General features: G+C 72.2%; 16 protein-coding genes and 1 pseudogene. 8 read left to right on the top strand and 9 right to left on the bottom strand.

Going from position 1 to position 18,411, the window contains the following annotated elements; all coding sequences use genetic code 11:
* The first annotated feature begins 71 nt into the window (after positions 1 to 71).
* From AAT21_RS13090 to AAT21_RS34440, 5 genes are all read left to right on the top strand, one after another.
* Positions 72 to 812, top strand: coding sequence for a polysaccharide deacetylase family protein (locus AAT21_RS13090; RefSeq protein WP_046777342.1), 741 nt, complete (start codon positions 72 to 74; stop codon positions 810 to 812).
* 143 nt (positions 813 to 955) lie between these two features.
* Positions 956 to 1,426: a DUF6069 family protein gene (locus AAT21_RS13085; RefSeq protein ID WP_052757753.1), complete on the top strand. Its 471-nt coding sequence runs from the start codon at positions 956 to 958 to the stop codon at positions 1,424 to 1,426.
* A gap of 133 nt (positions 1,427 to 1,559) precedes the next feature.
* Positions 1,560 to 2,264, top strand: a complete 705-nt coding sequence (locus tag AAT21_RS13080; RefSeq protein ID WP_046777340.1) for a thioredoxin domain-containing protein — start codon at positions 1,560 to 1,562, stop codon at positions 2,262 to 2,264.
* Between the two features lie 1,233 nt (positions 2,265 to 3,497).
* Positions 3,498 to 5,501 (top strand): RICIN domain-containing protein, encoded by a 2,004-nt coding sequence (locus AAT21_RS13075; RefSeq protein ID WP_235438771.1) that lies wholly within the window; start codon positions 3,498 to 3,500, stop codon positions 5,499 to 5,501.
* 144 nt (positions 5,502 to 5,645) lie between these two features.
* Positions 5,646 to 6,284, top strand: a complete 639-nt coding sequence (locus tag AAT21_RS34440; protein ID WP_157879675.1) for a hypothetical protein — start codon at positions 5,646 to 5,648, stop codon at positions 6,282 to 6,284.
* Between the two features lie 195 nt (positions 6,285 to 6,479).
* Here AAT21_RS34440 and AAT21_RS13065 read toward each other — a convergent pair whose 3' ends face one another.
* Positions 6,480 to 6,680, bottom strand: coding sequence for a hypothetical protein (locus tag AAT21_RS13065; protein ID WP_046776767.1), 201 nt, complete (start codon positions 6,678 to 6,680; stop codon positions 6,480 to 6,482).
* Between the two features lie 108 nt (positions 6,681 to 6,788).
* On the opposite strand from AAT21_RS13065, the pseudogene AAT21_RS35450 reads away from it, so the two are divergent.
* Positions 6,789 to 7,832, top strand: a pseudogene (locus tag AAT21_RS35450) (endonuclease/exonuclease/phosphatase family protein); the annotation flags it as partial.
* A gap of 15 nt (positions 7,833 to 7,847) precedes the next feature.
* On the opposite strand, the gene AAT21_RS13055 reads toward AAT21_RS35450, so the two are convergent.
* The 8 genes from AAT21_RS13055 to AAT21_RS13020 form a co-directional block, all read right to left on the bottom strand.
* Positions 7,848 to 8,819 (bottom strand): NAD(P)-dependent alcohol dehydrogenase, encoded by a 972-nt coding sequence (locus tag AAT21_RS13055; protein ID WP_046776765.1) that lies wholly within the window; start codon positions 8,817 to 8,819, stop codon positions 7,848 to 7,850.
* Positions 8,816 to 9,061, bottom strand: a complete 246-nt coding sequence (locus AAT21_RS13050; protein WP_046776764.1) for a helix-turn-helix transcriptional regulator — start codon at positions 9,059 to 9,061, stop codon at positions 8,816 to 8,818. Before AAT21_RS13050 ends, AAT21_RS13055 begins: the two co-directional genes overlap by 4 nt.
* The gene (locus AAT21_RS13045; protein ID WP_200904378.1) at positions 9,055 to 9,483 is read right to left on the bottom strand and encodes a hypothetical protein; all 429 of its coding nucleotides are present in this window, start codon (positions 9,481 to 9,483) and stop codon (positions 9,055 to 9,057) included. Before AAT21_RS13045 ends, AAT21_RS13050 begins: the two co-directional genes overlap by 7 nt.
* Positions 9,484 to 9,554: 71 nt before the next feature.
* Positions 9,555 to 10,307: an SOS response-associated peptidase gene (locus AAT21_RS13040; RefSeq protein WP_046777337.1), complete on the bottom strand. Its 753-nt coding sequence runs from the start codon at positions 10,305 to 10,307 to the stop codon at positions 9,555 to 9,557.
* Between the two features lie 78 nt (positions 10,308 to 10,385).
* Positions 10,386 to 12,332, bottom strand: coding sequence for a helix-turn-helix domain-containing protein (locus AAT21_RS13035; RefSeq protein ID WP_046776762.1), 1,947 nt, complete (start codon positions 12,330 to 12,332; stop codon positions 10,386 to 10,388).
* Between the two features lie 91 nt (positions 12,333 to 12,423).
* Positions 12,424 to 13,815: an MFS transporter gene (locus tag AAT21_RS13030; protein ID WP_046776761.1), complete on the bottom strand. Its 1,392-nt coding sequence runs from the start codon at positions 13,813 to 13,815 to the stop codon at positions 12,424 to 12,426.
* Between the two features lie 277 nt (positions 13,816 to 14,092).
* Positions 14,093 to 15,118 (bottom strand): hemolysin family protein, encoded by a 1,026-nt coding sequence (locus AAT21_RS13025; protein ID WP_046776760.1) that lies wholly within the window; start codon positions 15,116 to 15,118, stop codon positions 14,093 to 14,095.
* Positions 15,115 to 16,446, bottom strand: coding sequence for a hemolysin family protein (locus AAT21_RS13020; protein ID WP_046776759.1), 1,332 nt, complete (start codon positions 16,444 to 16,446; stop codon positions 15,115 to 15,117). Before AAT21_RS13020 ends, AAT21_RS13025 begins: the two co-directional genes overlap by 4 nt.
* Before the next feature lie 435 nt (positions 16,447 to 16,881).
* On the opposite strand from AAT21_RS13020, the gene AAT21_RS13015 reads away from it, so the two are divergent.
* Positions 16,882 to 17,100 (top strand): hypothetical protein, encoded by a 219-nt coding sequence (locus tag AAT21_RS13015; RefSeq protein WP_046776758.1) that lies wholly within the window; start codon positions 16,882 to 16,884, stop codon positions 17,098 to 17,100.
* Positions 17,101 to 17,194: 94 nt separating this feature from the next.
* Complete coding sequence (locus AAT21_RS13010) at positions 17,195 to 18,217, top strand: sporulation protein (protein WP_046776757.1); 1,023 nt, start codon at positions 17,195 to 17,197, stop codon at positions 18,215 to 18,217.
* Positions 18,218 to 18,411 lie beyond the last annotated feature (194 nt).

The raw sequence follows: 18,411 nt of genomic DNA, 5'->3' as shown, positions 1-18,411 counted from the left end.
ACGCATAGTCGAGGCAGGCCCGGGCCGCGCCGAGGGGCCGTGCTGTGCCGGAGGGAGCGATCGTGGTGGACATGGGACGGCGCGCCGCGCTGGCGGCGCTGCTCGCCGCAGGACTCATGCCGTGCTCCGGCGCCCGGGCCGCGAGCGGCGCCGCTTCCCCGTCCGGTCCGCGCCCGCCGGCCTCGCTGCTCGGCGGTGAGATCCGCCGGCTGCCCACGTCACGCAAGGTCGTGGCGCTGACCTTCAACGCCGCCTGGGACGAGGCCGGGATCGACACGGTCCTGGCGGAACTGCGGCGGCGCGGGCTGCCCGCCACCTTCTTCCCGACCGGCGCGTTCGCCGACGCGCACCCGGCGGCGGTACGGGCCATCGGTACCGCGCACGGCCTGGGCAACCACTCGTACGGACATCCCTACTTCGACGGGCTCAGCACCGCGCAGCGGACGGAGGAGGTACGGCGCGCCGACGCGGCGATCCGGGCGGCCTCAGGCGCTGTGCCCCTGCCGTTCTTCCGTTTCCCCTACAGCTCCACCACCCGGGACTCCGTGGCCGACGTCAACGACCTGGGGTACGCGGCCATCGAGTTCACCGCGGACACCAACGGCTACCTCGGCCCGCAGGGCGGCATGAACGCGGAGGCCGCCGCCGAGCGGGCCATCGACGCCCTGGCCCCCGGGGCGATCATCCAGATGCATGTCGGCAGCAACGGCGACGGCGGCGTCCTCGACGCCGAGGCCCTCCCCCTGATCATCGACGCTGCCGAGGCCGAGGGCTACACGATCGTCGACCTGCGCGATTTCCTCGTGCCATAGCCCGGTGGCGCGCGGCGGTACGGCGGTGGATGGGCCGCGCACTGCACTGGGGGCTTGACCTCAAGTGAGGTTCAGGTTGGAGGCTTCTGTGCATGCCGGCGGCCGTACGGCGGCGCGGTACTTCACACATTGGGGGAAGTCTCATGTCGAGCAGTGCAGTTCCGGACTCCGGTTCTTCCGTCGAGGCCGTGGCCTCGGTCCGCGGTTCCGGATTCGGCTGGTGGAAGGTGCTGGTCACCGGCGCGGCCGGCGCGGCCGTGGTCAATCTGATCGTTTTCGCCGTCGCCAGGTCGGCCGGTGCCTCGCTGGTCGTCGTCGACGGCGGTGCGCAGCACCCGATCACGGTCGGCGGCGTCATCGGCTCCTCGGTCGTCCCGTTGATCGTCGGGCTGGGTGCCGCCCTCCTGGCGGCCCTGTGGAAGCCGGTCCTTCTGCGGATCGCGCAGTATGTGGGCAGCGGGCTGGCGCTGCTGTCGGTCGCCGGCCCGCTGTCGGCGGACGCCGACGGCGGCACCGTCGCGGCCCTGTCCCTGATGCACATCACCCTCGGCGTGGCGGTCTTCACCACCCTGGAACTCCACCGCCGCCACGGCCGCCACCGCCGTCACCCTTGAGCGCATCCCGGCCGCGGACCCGTACGACCGTCCGCGGCCGGACGCCGACGGCCGCGGTCCCGGGAAAACCCGGTGCGCGGTGGGGCGCGGGAGCGCGTAAGGTCTCCCTGTCGATCAGGGGGAAAGGGTGTTCATGCAGGTCAGAAGTAGACGCGGGTTCCTGGGTGCGGCTGCGGCCATCGTCGTTGCGTCGTCCGTCAGTTCCTGCACCGGGCGAAGCCCGCAGGGCGGCCATCCGCTCGACGTCTCGGCGGACGCGGACCTGCCCGCCGCCCGGGAGTCGCTGGCCCCGGACGGCACCACCATCGTGATCGGCAACCCGTCCGCTCCCCTCTCGGTCCGGATCTACGAGGACCTGAGCTGCCCCGCCTGCGCCGAGTTCGAGCTGGACGGCAACGGGCACTACCTGAAGCAGGCGGCCCGTAACGACGCGCTGCAGCTCCAGTTCACCCTGGGGTCCTTCCTCGGCCCGGGGTCGAAGTACGCCGCGAACGCGCTGCGCGCCGCCGTGGACCACGGCAAGTTCGCCGAGTATCACGAGCTGCTCTACCGCCACCAGGCGAAGGTGCGCAGGTCGGGCGGCTTCACGCGGGACCGGCTGCTGACCCTGGCGGGGAAGGTCCCGGGCCTGCGCGGCCCGGAGTTCGACGCGGCCGTGCTGGAGACGAAGCACCGGAAGTTCGTGGAGGCCTCCGACGAGGCACTCGACAAGTCCGAGGTCGCGGGCACCCCGACCATGGCGATCAACGGCGCTCTGGTCCAGACGGACAGCCGCGGTCTCTACGACGACCGCGACCGCCTCTACCGCCGCCTCCGGAAGGAATCCGCCACGGCGTAGGCCGTCGCGCAACCACGCCGCGCGCGCTGTCCGCCGGGGTCGGCTGCCGTCCGCCTCCGGTGTGCCGGGGGCTGTGACAGGTGAGCGGGACGGAGCCGCCGGCGCGGCGGTTCGAGGAACACCGGCCCCCTCTTGGTGGTCCTGGAGACGCTCGCGCCTGCCGAGCGCCTGGCTTTCGTCCTGCACGACCTGTTCGCCGTGCCGTTCGGTGAGATCGCCCCGGTCCTCGGGCGCGCCTCGCAGGCGATCACCATCGCTCGCTTCGCCGAGGCCGCGCGGCCGGCGCTGGTCAACGGTCTTCCCGGCGTGGTCGCGTCGGCGGGGGCCGGGCGTCGTCGGTCATGGCCTTCACCTTCCGGGACGGCGGGATCGTCGCGCTCGGCATCCCCACCGGCCCCGGGCGCCTCGCGCACCTCGACCTCAGGGCCGTCGAGGCCTGACCACTCGCCCGGCCCCGCCACTGTCCCGCACGGGGCCGGTTCCGGCCCGGTTCAACTGCCCGCTCCGACGCAGCCCTCGTTGCCCTCGGCGGCGGCCGGCACCGCGTCCGAGGGCGCGCGTTGTTCCGCCACCGACTATCCGTACCTCGGCCCAGGGCGCCCGGACCGCACGCCGGCACCGTACGACGGCGGAGCTGTCGAGCGTGACCGGGTCCGCGGCCGGGCCGAGGGGCGCGCCGCCTCGAATATCCGCCGGGCCAGTCGAACGCGCTGCCGGGTGGCCACGTAGCGGTCCGCGACCGTGCCCAGGTGTACGTACGTCACCCTCCACCGTCAATGCGGCACTTGGGACGGTGCAAACCGGCGGGTTTCGACAACTGGCGGGCTGCGTGGGGGAGCCGGTGGGCAGCGGGGCCCGTTTCGGGGGCGCGTGTCCTCACCCGTCGTGACGGAGGGAATTCAGCAGGTAGTAATTAGGTGAATTCCTGACTGAATTCCCGTCAACAAGCTTCCGCATCATATCTCGATTTGATAACAACCCGCCCGGAAAGGACTGGACCTTTCTCATGCGACGCGCGTAACTCCCTTGTTTTTACGGCAAGTTGAGTGTTCGTCAAATCATGCCGACAGGTAACGGAATGATTTCTCGGACCGCGCTCCCGTTTGTCCGAATTCTCCGCGGCATTCGTCTGGCAGGCTTCCGCGCACCCCACTAGTACGACAACGATTTGAGGTGCCTATGACAGGCCGTCGCAGACGCGCTGCCACCCCCCACCGCCGCAAACCCCGGCGGTTGATACTCGCCACCGCCGCCGTGGCAGCGGGTGCGGTGATCGCCGCGGGCATCGCCTACTCCGGGCTCGGCGACGGTGCCCAGGCAGCCGACTCCGTCGAGGCCGCGGCCTCCGCTCCGGCCGCCGCCCCCGCGCGGGACCAGGAGCCGGAACCGCTTGCCGCAGCGCCCGCCAATGAGAACGCCCGCGGCATGATCTACGACGGCCTGCAGCCCGCCCCCAAGGGCGACCGCTGCGTGGGCGTCTACCGCACCGCGGACGGTCACTGCACCCACGGTCCCGACGCCCCGCCCAAGGGCGTCGACATCACCAAGGACATCCCGCCGGCCGTCAAGGAGACGGCCCCGGCAGCCGATCCGGCCAAGCCCTCCACCGACGACCCGGCCAGCAAGGAAGGCGGCGGGCGTCCTCAGGACGCGCCTGCGGCCGACGCCGCGGGCACCAAGGACGCCGCGCCTCAGCCTGCCGCAGCGGAGGGCGGTCAGGCCGTCGCCGCGGGCCCCGCGGGCCAGACCGTCCAGTGCGACGGTGACGGCAGCACCGGCAACCGCGTGCAGGTCGTGTACGTCCATGCCCCCGGCAAGGACCGCTACTCCGAGTACGTCGCCTCGTTCCGCAAGTGGGCGGCCGACGCCGACCTCATCTACTCGGCGAGCGCCAAGGAGACCGGCGGCGTCCGGCACATCCGCTACGTCACCGCCGCGGACTGCACACCCACCGTGCTCAACATCGAGCTCCCGGCCAACGCCCTGGCCGAGTTCAGCGCGACCAACAACGCGCTGGCCGCCAAGGGCCTCGACCGCCGCGACCGCAAGTACATGATCTTCGCCGACAGCCAGGTCTACTGCGGCATCGGCACCTTCGCGGGCGACGAGCGTCCCGGCCAGAACAATCAGAGCAACTTCGGTCCCTCCTACGGCCGTACGGACTCGGGCTGCTGGGGCGGACACACCGCAGCGCACGAACTCGGCCACAACCTGGGCGCGGTCAACAACAGCGCCCCGAACACCAGCCGCGGCGCGCACTGCACCGACGAGTACGACGTCATGTGCTACTCGGACACCCCGTACTACCCGAAGATGCGCAACATCTGCACCAACCAGGCGTCCGAGAACATCCTGGACTGCAACCACGACGACTACTTCCACACCAGTCCCAAGCCGGGCAGCTACCTGGCCACCCACTGGAACATCGCCGACAACCAGTTCCTGATGAAGAACAAGGGCGGTGGCGGCGGCACGGACCCCGGTCCCAACCCGAACCCGACGCCCACGAAGAAGCCCAGCCCGACGCCGACGAAGCAGCCCACGGGCGGACCGACCGCGACCGCGGCCCAGATCCAGTCCAACTCCGTCGTCGTGAGCTGGCCCAAGGTCGAGGGCACCGCCTGGTACCAGGTGATGCTGAACGGCAAGCACCTGGCCTGGGTCCAGTCGCAGGTGCTGCGGATCTACAACCTGCAGCCCAACACCTCGTACTCGGTGACCGTCTCGGCCCGTGACGCCTCCGGCCGCGACAGCGGTGCCGGCAAGGCCGCGACCTTCCGTACGACCGGTGCCGGCGGCGGGGCGACCACCCCGGGCAGCCGCTACACGCTCGGCAACGGCAGCACCGGCATGGCCGCGGAGGTCTGGGGCGGACGCACCGCCGACGGCACCGTGCTCGTCGGTGGCCGCGCCAACGGCTACGCCCAGCAGCAGTGGTACTTCGACGACGCCGGCAACGGACAGGTCCGCATCAAGTCCGCGGTCTCCGGCAAGTGCCTCCAGCCGGGCGGCTCCCCCGCCCCGGGCATGTGGGTCTCCCAGCAGCCCTGCGACAAGAACAACGGCGCGCAGGCCTGGAAGCTGACGTCCCGCGGCAGCGCGGTCACCGTCACGGACCCGAGCGGCGGCTTCGCCCTCACCGTCAGCAACCGCCCGTACTACGGGAACTGGCTGCTCGACCTCCAGCGCGCGGACGGCCGCGCGGCGCAGGCCTGGACCGTCCAGAAGTCCGGCTGAGCACTGCCGCCACGCCCGGTGCCCGGACGCAACCCACGCCCGGGCACCGGGATCACCCCGTGACGCCGTGATCCCGCGCCGGCGGACGGCCGCCCCGTGCGGCCGTCCGCCGGTTTCCCCTCATCCCGACCGGAGCACCCGACGATGCGCATAAGAACCGCTCTCTCCGCCACCCTGGCCGCACTCGGTCTCATGTTCCTGCTTCCCGCTGCGGCCCATGCCCACGGAGACACTCTGAAGGTGGTGGTGACCGGACAACGCGCCGGCCATGTCACCACCGACATCACCTGGGAGAACGACGGGGACGCCGTCGACGAGACCGTCGCCGCCACCGTGAACGCGGTCAGCGTCGACGGCTCCCGCACGATGGGCCCCTGGCGCCTGGTCCGCGATCCGGCGGCCGCGCCCGCCGGCTGGACCACCGCCGAGATCCTGCCGCCCGGTACGTGGAAGGTCAGCGTCGAGGTGGGATTCCCCGCGCTCGGCAAGGGTGAACTCGAAGTCGGTGTACCCGTGGTGGACCCGGCTCCGGCCACCGGCGGCACTCCGGCTGTCTCGGCCCCGACTCCCGACTCCGCCTCCGGTTCCGCTGCCGCCGCTGCGACGGCCGCGGACGCGTCCTCCCCCGCCCCGGCTCCCTCCGGGACGCAGGCGGTGTCCGACTCCGAGGGCGACGCCGTCTGGTGGACCACGGCGGGTGTCGCGGTGACCGCGCTGGCCGGAGCGGGCGTGGGCCTGCTGCTGCGCCGGCGCCGGATGCGCGGCGCGTGCCGCACGTCGTAGCCGGTCGGCAAGGTGTCGGGCCGGGCTGTGCGAGCCCGGCCCGACCTGTGTATGCCGGCTACCGGCCGGTGGGCTCGCGGCCCGCCGCCACGGCCAGGGCGAGCCGGTCCGCCGCGTGCGGGGCGAGTCAGAGGAACAGGTCCGGCTCGATGAGCCCCAGTTCCATGAGCACCGGTTCCATCCGCCCGGGCTCGGTCAGCAGGCCTGTTTGCGGATGGCGTGGCTGAAGATCCCGGCGAAGAGGACCAGGGCGCGTTCGCCCTCCTCCTCCACCAGCGGCAGGTACGGCTGGACCGACGCGGTGCGGCCCTGCTCCAGCAGCATGCGGGCGTGGCGTACGGCGTCGGCCGCGCGGCCCGGTGCGCAGCGTGCCGTGCCGCGCGCACCCGCGGACATGGACGGCCTCGCCACCACCCGTGGCCCGTGCGGGAACCCCGGTGGTGGATCACGCGTCGTATCGGGCGACGTCGTGCTCATTGTGCGGGACGGAACGGTCCGGGACGGATGGGCGGGGCAGTGGCAAGGCGGACGGGCGGCGGGACCGCTCACGGTGAGGCCGGTGGTCGGGACAGCGGCGCGGGCGGCGGTGTCGTCGGCACCGTGCGGTGCGCGGGCCGGTGGCGGGCGGCGACCGGGGCCGGTCGCGGGCGCGTCCTGGCCTCGCTCGCGCTGCTGGCCGCCGCCGTGCCGGCGTTCCACTCCGCCGTGCCCAACGCGGTGGGCCGCCTCGGAAGCCTGCTGGAGGCGTTTCTGCCCTGGTTCGGCCTGGTGGTCCCGGCGCTGTTCGTGGCGGCGCTGGTACGCAGGTCGGCCGTCGCGCTGGTGGCCCTGCTGCTGCCCGTGCTCACCTGGGTGTGGCTCTTCGGCGGTCTGCTCCTTCCCGCGGACGGCGGTCCCCACCACCTCACGGTGGTCCAGCACAACGTCAGTGACGAGAACCCGGATCCGGCGGGCACCGCGACCGCCCTGGCGGCGGCCGCGCCGGAGCTCATCGCCCTGGAGGAGCTGACACCCTCCGCGCTGCCCGTCTACGCGGCGGCCCTGGCGTCGCGGTATCCGTACCACGCGGTCGAGGGCACGGTCGGCCTCTGGTCCGCGTACCCGCTGACGGGCGTACGGCGGCTGGACATCAGGCCCGTGGGCATCGGGGAGGGCTGGAACCGCGGCCTCCGGGCCGCGGTGACCACCCCGGAGGGTGAGATCGCCGTGTACGTCGCCCACCTGCCCTCGGTACGGATGCGGCCGTCCGGGTTCGCCTCACAGTTGCGGGACGAGAGCGCGCTGCTGCTGGGCGCGGCCGTCGCCGCCGAGCCGGTGGACCGGGTGGTCCTGCTCGGAGACCTCAACGGCACCGTGGACGACCGCGGACTCGCTCCCCTGACCTCGCGGATGGAGGCTCCCCGGCGCGGGTTCGCCCTCAGCTGGCCCGCGTCCTTCCCGGTCTCCCGGATCGACCAGGTCCTGGTGCGTTCGGCGAGCGTCGCCGGGATCCGCACGCTGCCGGCCACCGGCAGCGACCACCTGCCGGTGGCGGCCCGCATCACCTGGGAGCCGGCGGCCGGCTCACAGCCGGATCGCGATCTTGCCGCGCACCTGGCCTCCTCTCAGGTGGCGTATGGCGTCGGGCACTTCGGCCAGCGGGTAGGCGCGGTCGACGACCGGGGTGACGGTGCCCGCCTCGATGAGTTCCGTGAGGGTCCCCAGGTCGCTGCGGTGCTGCTTCATGACGGTGAGCGGGACCAGCCGGTGACCGACGAAGGGCGACAGGAGGAGGGCACCCAGCTGGCGTTGGTTGCCGCCGATCCACCGGCCGCCGTCCTCGCCGCCGACGATGACGAGGGTCCCGCGGGCGGTCAGGGCGCGGCGGAGCCGGGACAGCGGCCGGTTGCCCGCGATGTCGAGGACGAGATCGTACCGGCGGCTGCCGTCGACCGGGTCCTCCCGCGTGTAGTCGACGACCTCGTCGGCGCCGATGGAGCGGACCAGGTCCGTCTTGGCGCCGCTGCAGACTCCGGTGACGTGCGCTCCGAAGGCCTTGGCGACCTGCACGGCGTACGTGCCGACGCCGCCGGAGGCGCCCAGGACCAGGACGCTCTGCCCGGGCCGGACCCGGCCGGCGTCGCGCAGTGCCTTGAGGGCGGTGACGGCGGACACGGGGACGGTGGCGGCCTCTTCGAAGCCGAGGTTCGCCGGCTTCGGCGCGAGGGCGTCCTCCTTGGCGCAGGCGTACTCGGCGAACGACCCCTGGCAGCTGCCGTACACCTCCTCGCCGGGCCTGACCCGGGTGACCCCGGGCCCGACGGCCTCCACCCGCCCCGCCAGGTCCATGCCGGGGATCCGCACGCGGGGGGCCCTGAGCCCGAACACCAGGCGCAGGGCATGGGGCAGGCCCGCCATGAGGTGCCAGACCCCCTGGTCCACCGCGGCGGCGTGGACCCGTACGAGCACTTCGCCGCGGCCCGGAACGGGCCGGTCCACCTCGTCGAGCCGCAGCACCTCCGGGGAGCCGTAGCCGTCCTGGACGATCGCCTTCATGATTCTTCTCCCTCTGCGGTGGTGGCTGTCGCGGAGTACTGGAAAACGGAGTCGAGCGGTACGGCGAACACGCGGGCGATCTCGAAGGCCTTCTCCAGGGAGGGCGAATAGCGGCCCTGTTCGATGGCGATGACGGTCTGCCGGGTGACGCCGATCCGGCGCGCGAGCTCGGCCTGGGTCATCTCGCCGTTGGCGAAGCGCAGGGCCCGGATCCTGTTGGTGACCCTCGTGGGCCTCACCACGGCTGGAAGCCCGTCCGGTAAGCGGAGATCTTCGCCATGGATCCGAGCAGCGCCGACAGGACGAACGCGAGGTAGAGGGCATTGGCGATCCAGAACTGGTCCGCCTCGGCCATCGCGAGGATGAGCCCGGCCACGCCCCCGATGGCGACGAAGGACTGTCCGACGTGTTCACCGAAGTGGTGGATCTCGCGGTCGCGCTGGTCCTTGGTCCTGCCCTCCTCCGGCGAGAGGAGCGCTACCGCGATGTGCAGAACGATGGAGGCGACGATGGCCGACCCGACCGTCCACAGCAGCGCGGCGACGTAGGGCTCCTCGGCGATCGGGCCGTCCCCGGATCTCCCGAGGACGAGGGCCAGGTAGACCGCGTACGACACGACCGTGACCACGATCATGATCCATGCGCGTTTTTCCTCGACTGCCACGACCACTCCCCATGTAAAGAAAACCTGACACGTGAAGTGTCAAGCAGGGAGTACATCGTGTCAATATTTCTTTACTTCACCGCCGACGCGGGGTCGGAGGGCTCGTCGAGGAGTTCGGGCCCGTTGTTGCGCACGTTGTTGACCGCCGTCGACACGGGACGCACGTCGAGGCGGCCGCCCCCGGGTGCGGCGAGCAGCGCGCGCAGTTCGTCCGCGTCCTGGTGGGACGGGTCGAGCCAGGCCTCGTAGTCGGCGGGGGCGAGCGCCAGCGGCATCCGGGGATGGACGCGGCCGGCCGCGTCGGTCGCCTCGGTGGTGATGATCGTGCAGGTCGCCCACCACGCCGCCGGGTCGTCGCCGTCGGCGACAGCGGGGTCGCGCCAGAACTCGTAGAGCCCGGCCATCGCCATCACGACGCCGTCCTCGGGGCGGATGAAGTACGGCTGCTTGTAGGCCTTCGCCCCGGCCGAGGCGGGGACGGCCTGCCACTCGTAGAACCCGTCCGCCGGCAGCAGGCAGCGGCGCTTGGCGAAGGCGCGCCGGTACGCGGGCTTCTCGTGCACCGTCTCCACCCGCGCATTGATCATCTTCGCGCCGCCGGACGGGCTCTTCGACCAGGACGGCACCAGGCCCCACCGCAGGGGGCGGAGCCGCCGCTCCAGCAGCCCGCTCTCCCGGTCGGCGCGCTCCAGCACCGCCCAGACCGCGTCGGTGGGGGCGACGTTCCAGCTGGGTCCCAGCGCGTCCCGCGGGTCCGGGGGCGCGGCCTGGAAGAGGCCGGAGAGGTCTTCGGGGCTGCGGGTGGAAACGTATCGGCCGCACATGTCCTCCACCCTGCCACCTGTGGCGCCCTTCCGTCGGCTGCGCCGCGAACCGCGCCGCGCGGGCGGGTGGACACCGGCCTACGCGGGCGGCGGACCGGAATCGTCCGGCCGCTGCACCCGGTGGACGCGCAGGGCGAGTTGGAGCTCCAGGGCCCGTTCCGGTCGCTGCCAGTCACGGCCCAGCAGCCGGCCTATCCGGTCCAGGCGCTGCACCACCGTGTTGACGTGCACGTGGAGGGCCTCGGCGGCCCTGGACTGGCTCGCGCCCTCGTCGAAGTAGGTCCGGAGGGTGTGGAGGAGTTCGGTGCCGCGCTTCGCGTCGTAGTCGAGCACGGGCCCCAGGGTCCCGCGCACGTAGCCGCCGAGGTCTGTGCGGTCGCCGAGCAGCACACCGAGGAAGCCCAGGCCGCCCAGGGCGGCGCCGGAGCCCTCCCGGCCAAGCGCGCGCAGGGCGGTCCGGCACCGCAGGGCCTCGGCGTGGGCGCCGGGGAACCGTCCCGGCGCCGTGACCGGGCCGGCGGCGCCGACCGTGACGGGGCGGGCGAGGGCCAGGCCCAGCTCGCCCGCGAGGCCTGCGGCGGCGGGCCCGGGGTGCTCGGTGGGGAGGACGAGGACCACGTCGTCGTGGTGCAGCCCGGCGAGGCCCGAGCGGGCGTGCGCGATCCGGGCGGCGGCGGACAGCAGCCGCTGCCGGGGTGCGGCGGCGCAGTGCAGGACGAACACCCCGTGCAGGCGGTCCGGGTTCACGCCGACCCGGCGGGCGCGGGCCGGCAGGCTCGCCGGGTCGGCGGCGCCGGTGAGGAGGTCGCCGAGGAGCTCGCCCCGTACCCGGTCCTCCGTCTCGGCGACCGAGCGGCTCTGGAGCAGTAGCAGAGCCGTGACGACGGCGGTCCGCTCGAAGAGGCGGCGGTCGGCGTCGCCGAGGTCGGGGCGGCCGGTCAGGGCGATGCTGCCGAGCAGTTCGGGGCCCGCGAGGACGGCGCACACCCAGGTGCCGTCGGCGGGCACGGCACGTCCGCCGGCCCGGGACGCGGTGACGGCCCGGGCGGGCGGCCGTCCGGAATCGGTTCCGGAGCGGGCGAGTTCGGTGCCGTCGGCGTCGTGGATCAGGGTGCCGCCCTGCAGGACGGTGCCGATGGCGGTGGCGACGTCGCCGATGCCGGCGCCGCGCAGCACCAGATCGGTCAGCCGGTCGTGGGCGTCCTCGGCCCGCCGCATGGCGTCGCTGTGCGCCTCGATGGTCCGTGAGGCCTCGTTGAGGTCGACGAGCGCGCTGCGGGTCTCGTCGAGCAGGCGGGCGCTGTCGATGGCGATGGCGGCGTGGTCGGCGAGGGAGGACAGGAGCGCCACCTCGTCGGGGGTGAAGGTGCGGGCGGTGCGGTCCGCCGCGTACAGGACGCCGATCACCCGGGTGCCCAGGCGCAGCGGGACGCCCAGGATGGCCCGTAGCCCCTCCTCCGTGACGGCGCCGTCGATCGTCGGGGTGTGCCGGAAGCGCCGGTCGTCACGGTAGTCGCCGGTGGAGTAGGGGCGGGCCGTCTCCGCGACCAGACCGCCGAGGCCCTCCCCCATGCCGAGGCGGACCTGCTGGAACGCGGCGGAGACCGAGCCGTCGGTCACCCGCATGTAGGTGTCGCCCGCGTCGTCGTCGTTGAGGGACAGGTACGTCACGTCCGTGCCGAGGAGCAGCTTGGCGCGGTGGACGATGGCCTTCAGTACGGCGTCCAGGTCCCTGAGCCGGGCCAGGTCCCCGGCGGTGTCGAAGAGCGCGGCGAGTTCGGCCTCGCGGCGGCGGTGCTGGGTGAGCGTCCGGCGGATGCGGAGCGCGACCCGGGTGGCCTCGGCGACCACGGCCGCGTCGGCGTCTTCGAGGTGCGGGCCGCGGGCGGGGGCGGCGGGCGGTGCGAACTGCTCGGCCGGCGCGCCCCGGTCGAGCAGGTCCAGCAGGTGGTGCAGGTGCCGCAGCGCGGTCCAGGACGGCCCGGTGCCGGTGCCGGTGCTCGCGGTGTTTCCGGTGGTGGGCATCGGGCGCTCTCCGTCGTGGTGGTGGACTGGGCCGGGCGGCACCGGCAGCGGGAACTGCCGGGCGCCGGCACCGGCAGTGCCGGATGGGTGTTCAGTTGTCGGCCGGCACCGCTCCGTACCCGGTCCCGCGCGGGGCGGGAACCGCGCCGCCCGCCGGGGCGTGTTCGCGGGCCAGGCTACGCCCGCGGGTCTCCTTGGCGACCAGCACCGTCAGCGTGGTGACCGCTGCCGCCGCGCCCAGGTAGATCGAGACCGGTACGGAGGAGTCGTGGTCCTTGAGCAGGGCCACAGCGACGATCGGGGCGAGCGCTCCGCCGACGACGGACGCAAGTTGGGATCCCATCGAGGCCCCCGAGTAGCGGACCTCGGTGGCGAACATCTCCGAGATGAAGGCGGCCTGCGGTCCGTACATCGCACCGTGCAGGAGCAGCCCGACGGTCACGGCGGTCACGATCACCGGGAAGGACCTGGAGTCGAGCAGGGCGAAGAAGGCGAACGCCCAGCCGATCATGCCGACGGAGCCGATGAGGGTGACGGGGCGGCGGCCGATCCGGTCGGAGAGGGCGCCCCACGCCGGGATGGCAGCGAAGTGGACGGCTGAACCGATCAGGACGGCGTTCAGGCCGTCGCTCTTGGGCAGCCCGAGGTGGCTGGTGACGTAGACGAGGAGGAAGGCGGTGATGACGTAGTACGAGATGTTCTCGCCGAGGCGGGTGCCGATCGCGGTCAGGACGCCGCGCCAGTTCGTACGGAACACCTCGGTCACGGGCGGCTTCGCCGCGACGCCGGCGGCGGCCCGCCGCGCGGCCGCGGCCTGTGCCTCCAGGAACACCGGGGACTCGGCGACGGATATCCGGATCCACAGGCCGATCATCACCAGCACCCCGGAGAGCAGGAAGGGGATGCGCCAGCCCCAGGCGAGGAAGGCCTCGTCGGACTGCACTGCGGCGAGGAGAGCGAGGACGCCGGTGGCCAGCAGGTTGCCGCCGGGCGCCCCCGCCTGGGGCCAGGAGGCCCAGAAGCCGCGGTTCCTGTCGTCACCGTGCTCGGAGACGAGCAGCACCGCGCCGCCCCACTCCCCGCCGAGCGCGAACCCCTGGATCAGGCGCAGGAGGGTGAGGAGGACGGGGGCGCCGACGCCGATGCTCGCGTGGGTGGGCAGCAGGCCCATGGCGAAGGTCGCGCCGCCCATGAGGAGGAGGCTGAGGACGAGGAGCCGCTTGCGGCCGATCTTGTCGCCGTAGTGGCCGAAGACAAGCCCGCCGAGGGGGCGTGCCGCGAAGCCGATCGCGTAGGTGAGGAAGGCGAGGAGGGTGCCGACCAACGGTTCACTCTCGGGGAAGAACAGCTGGTTGAACACCAGCGCGGCGGCCGAACCGTAGAGAAAGAAGTCGTACCACTCGACGGTGGTGCCGACGAGACTCGCCGCGACGACTCTTCTGATGGTGCCGGGGCTCGCTGACGGTGCGGCAGGGGCGGCCATGAGTACCACTTCCGGACTGGGGGCGGGGACGATTCCGTGTCGCCACACCATAGGAACGCCCAGGTCAACGGCACATGGTGCCCGTCGCCACACTTCCCGCCTCAAGGATGTGGACCGCACCCACGCCTCCGTCCGACCGACCCTGCCGGAGCCCCACCGGCCCGGAATCGGACGCGCCCGGAATGCCTCGACCGCAGTGGCAAGCCCGGGCAAGCGGCTGGTGGTGGCCGGGGGCGCATCGCGCCCCCGGCCACCACCAGCCGCTCATACCTGCCGGTCAGGCGCCGGGGGCGGCGGCCTCGCCGACGAGTTCCTCGAGTACGTCCTCCATGGTGACGAAGCCGATGACATCGCCGTTGTCGTCGGTGACGGCGGCCAGGTGGGTGCCGGCGGTGCGCATGGCGGTCATGGTGTCGTCCAGGGGCGTGTCCTTGGCGACCTTGGTGACTGTGTGGAGGGCGGTGCGCGGGAACGGCGCGGTGCGGTCGGTGGCGGCGAGGGCGTCCTTGATGTGGAGGAAGCCCAGGATCTCGCCGCCCGCGCCGGTGACGACCAGGCGCGAGAAGCCGTGTTCGGCGGCGGTCCGCTCCAGTCCGCGCGGGGTGATGCCGTCGGTGACGCTGACGAACCGGCCGCGCGGGATCATGATCTCACCGACCCTGCGGGTGCCCAGTTCGAGGGCGTCCTGGAGGCGTTCGCCCTCTTCGGGGTCGATCAGGCCGGCGTCGCGGGAGTCCTTGACCAGGCGGGCGAGTTCGCCGTCGGTGAAGACGGAGGCCACCTCGTCTTTCGGCTCCACCTTCAGCAGACGCAGCAGGGTGTTGGCGAAGGCGTTGATGCCGAAGACCAGCGGGCGCAGCGCGCGGGTGAGGGCGACCAGCGGGGGGCCGAGGGTCAGTGCGGTGGGTGCCGGGGCGGCAAGTGCGATGTTCTTGGGGACCATCTCGCCGATCAGCATGTGGAGGTAGGTGGCCAGGGTCAGCGCGATGACGAAGGCGATCGGGTGGATCAGCGCCTCGGGCACGCCGACCGCCTCGAAGGGGGGCTCCAGCAGGTGCGCGATGGCCGGCTCCGCGACGGCGCCCAGGACCAGCGAAGAGACGGTGATGCCGAGCTGGGCGGTGGCCATCATCGCGGAGAGGTGTTCCAGGCCCCACAGGGTGGCCCTCGCCCGGCGATCACCCTTGAGGGCGGCCGGTTCGATCTGGCTGCGGCGTACGGAGATCAGGGCGAACTCGGCGCCGACGAAGAAGGCGTTGGTGACCAGCGTCAGCACGCCGATCAGCAGCTGGATCGTGGTCATCGTTCCTCCCCCTCGGTCTCATCGGCCAGGGCCGGTGCGGTGAGGGCCACGCGGTCGGCCCGGTGGTGGTCTATGTCGAGTACGGTCAGTTCCCAGTCGGCGAGGGTGATGGTGTCACCGGCGAGCGGGATGCGCTCAAGGTGGGTGGCGATCAGGCCCGCGAGAGTCTCGTAGGGGCCGTCGGGGGCTTCCAGGCCGATCTCTTCGAGCTGGTCCAGGCGGATGGAGCCGTCGGCTTCGTAGGCCCGGCGGCCGTTCTCCTCCGGGGCTTCGATCAGGTCGGGAACCTCCATGGGGTCGTGTTCGTCGCGGACCGCGCCGACGACTTCCTCGACGATGTCCTCCACCGTGGCGACGCCGGCGGTGCCGCCGTATTCGTCGATGACCACGGCCATGGTGCGTGCCTTGCGCAGCCTGCCGAGGAGGGTGTCCACGGGCAGGGAGTGGGGAACGAGCAGGGGTTCGGTCATCAGCGCGGTGACGGGGGTCAGGGGGCGCTTGTCGTCCTCCAGGGCCAGGACGTCGCGCACGTGGAGGGTTCCGATCACCTCGTCCAGGCTGTCGCGGTAGACGGGGAAGCGGGAGATGCCGGTGGCCAGCGTCAGGTTGGCCGCATCCAGGGCGGTGGCGTGCGCTTCGAGCGCGCGTACGTCCACGCGCGGGGTCATCACGTTCTCCGCGGTCAGCTCGCCCAGGCGCAGTGTGCGGACGAACAGCTCGGCCGAGTCGGCTTCGATGGCGCCTTCGCGGGCCGAGTGCCGGGCCAGGGCCACCAGCTCCTCCGGCGTGCGCGCGGAGGCGAGTTCCTCGGCCGGCTCCAGCCCGAAGCGGCGTACCAGGCGGTTGGCGGTGTTGTTCAGGTGCCGGATCAGCGGTGCGAAGACGGCGGTGAAGGCGCGCTGGGGTCCGGCCACGACCTTGGCGACGCCCAGAGGGTGGGAGATCGCCCAGTTCTTGGGGACGAGCTCGCCGACCACCATCAGCACGATCGTGGACATCGCCACGCCGAGCAGGGTGGCGATGGTCGCCACCGCGCCCGCGGGCAGGCCGATGGCTTCCAGGGGGCCGCGCAGCAGGGCCGAGACCGAGGGTTCGGCGAGCATGCCGATGACCAGCGAGGTCACGGTGATGCCCAGCTGGGCGCCCGAGAGCTGGAACGTCAGCCGCTTGGCGGCCTTCAAGGCGCTCGCGGCACCACGTTCACCGTCGGCGGCGGCCCGCTCCAGCTCGCTGCGCTCGACGGTGGTCAGGGAGAATTCAGCGGCGACGAACACCGCGCACGCCAGGGTGAGGGCGAGCGCGAGAAGCAGCAGCAGGATCTCGGTCACCGTGCCACCCCCGCTCCCGGCTCAAGAGTCTTCGGGCAGGGCGTGGCACGGCATGGACTGGGAGGTTCACCCATTGCGGGTCTGCTGCTCCGTTTCCTTCTCGGCGGACCTCGTAGGTCCGGATACGTGTGTGGTTACGGAAAGTATCCGCACCTTTTGGTAAAAGGCAAGTAAACCCCAACGCCGCCGCCCCGCACCCGGCCGGCCGGCCGGTGGGGCGGTGGGGCGGTTCGAGGGAACCCTTTGCGCCTTTTCCATGACGGCGCTTCGCGACGGCCCGACTACTCCTATGCTTCTACATGTGTGTAGATTCCGCTAGTGGTGATCTTCACGCACCGGTGCTCAGGCATGCCCGCATGCCCGCAACGGGGCGTGGAGGGCTGCCTGTTGGCGGATGGATGTGTTGGCTGCTTGTTCTTCAGGGAGGGACTTTTCATGGCTTCGATCGATCTCGACAAGGTGCTGGACAAGGCGTGGGCGGACAAGAGTGTGGCGGAGGTCCTGGCGGCCCCCGTGGACGCGCTCAAGGGCGTCAGTGAGCGGCAGGGGGAGCTGCTGAAGGAGGCGTTCGGGATCAAGACCGTCGCGGACCTGGCCGACCTGAAGTTCGCCCGCTGGGCCCAGGCGCTCGCCGCACTGGACGCCGCGAAGTAGTACCCCCGCGCCGCTGGCGCACGCTTTTCGCCCCGGCGGCGGGCCGCCGGGGCGCCTGCCTTTGTGAACCATGACTGAAGGAGTGGACGCCACGATGGTGTTCAAGCGACTGCTCGGCTCGATGGGTGTCGGCGGCCCGGCCGTGGACACGGTCCTCGACCTCGCCGGTGCAACCCCTGGCGGCAGCCTGTCCGGCGAGGTCCGTCTGACCGGAGGGCGCGCGGACTTCGACATCGAGCACATCACACTTGAGCTCGTCGCCCGCGTCGAGGCCGAGACCGAGCACGGCGAGCACGACGGAACTGTCGTCTTCGAGCGCTTCAGCGTCGGTGGCGGCTTCCGCCTCCACGAGGGCGAGCACCGCAGCGTTCCGTTCGCGGTCACCCTGCCCTGGGAGACCCCGATCACCGAGCTGTACGGGCAGCCGCTCGGTATCGTCCTCGGGGTTCGGACCGAACTCGGCGTGGCGGGCGCCAAGGACAAGGGTGACCTCGACGCCCTGACCGTCCGCCCCCTGCCTGTGCAGGAGGCGGTCCTGGAGGCGCTCGGGCAGCTCGGCTTCGGCTTCAAGTCCGCCGACCTCGAGTACGGGCGCATCGCCGGCACCGGCCAGCAGCTGCCCTTCTACCAGGAGATCGAGCTCACCCCCGCCCCCCGGTACGCCGGCCAGGCCAACGAGATCGAGGTCACCTTCCTCGCGAACCCCGCGGGCATGGAGGTCGTCGTCGAGGCGGACAAGCGCGGCGGCCTCTTCTCCGGCGGCCACGACGCCCTCGCCCGCTACACCGTCAGCCACGGCGAGCCATCCGGCACCGACTGGAACGCCGAGGTCGACTCCTGGATCCAGCGCCTGCTCTCCTCCCCCACCGGCCACGCCGCGCACGGCTCCTACGGCCACGACCCGTACGGTCACGGCCACGTGGGCGGGCACGCCCACAAGGACGACCACGGCCACCACAGCGGCCATCGCTCCGGCCCGGGCATGGGCACGGTCGTCGCCGCCGGCGCAGCCGGCCTGGCCGTCGGCGTCGCCGGCGGCATGATCGCCGCCGAGGTCGTCGACGAGGTCGGGGACTTCTTCGAAGGGGACGAGGACGAAGGCGACGACGAGTCGTAAGGCCGACCGCTCACCCCTGCCCGCTTCGCGCTGAAACTGAGCATCCAGCCGTGTCACGCAGCTCTCACGCCTCTGCCGCGGCGTAGATTCCGACCCCGGGCCCAGAAGGCGGATCCGCCGACGTGCGGATGCGCCTTCTCCCGCCCGCGATCCAGAACCCCCGCAGGCGGGGAGACGTGATGTGTTCACCAGCG

The organism is Streptomyces yangpuensis (genome assembly GCF_001005295.1).
GTDB lineage: Bacteria > Actinomycetota > Actinomycetes > Streptomycetales > Streptomycetaceae > Streptomyces > Streptomyces yangpuensis.
Note: the sequence above shows the minus strand (reverse complement) of the source record. Positions and strands in the feature narration are given on the sequence as shown.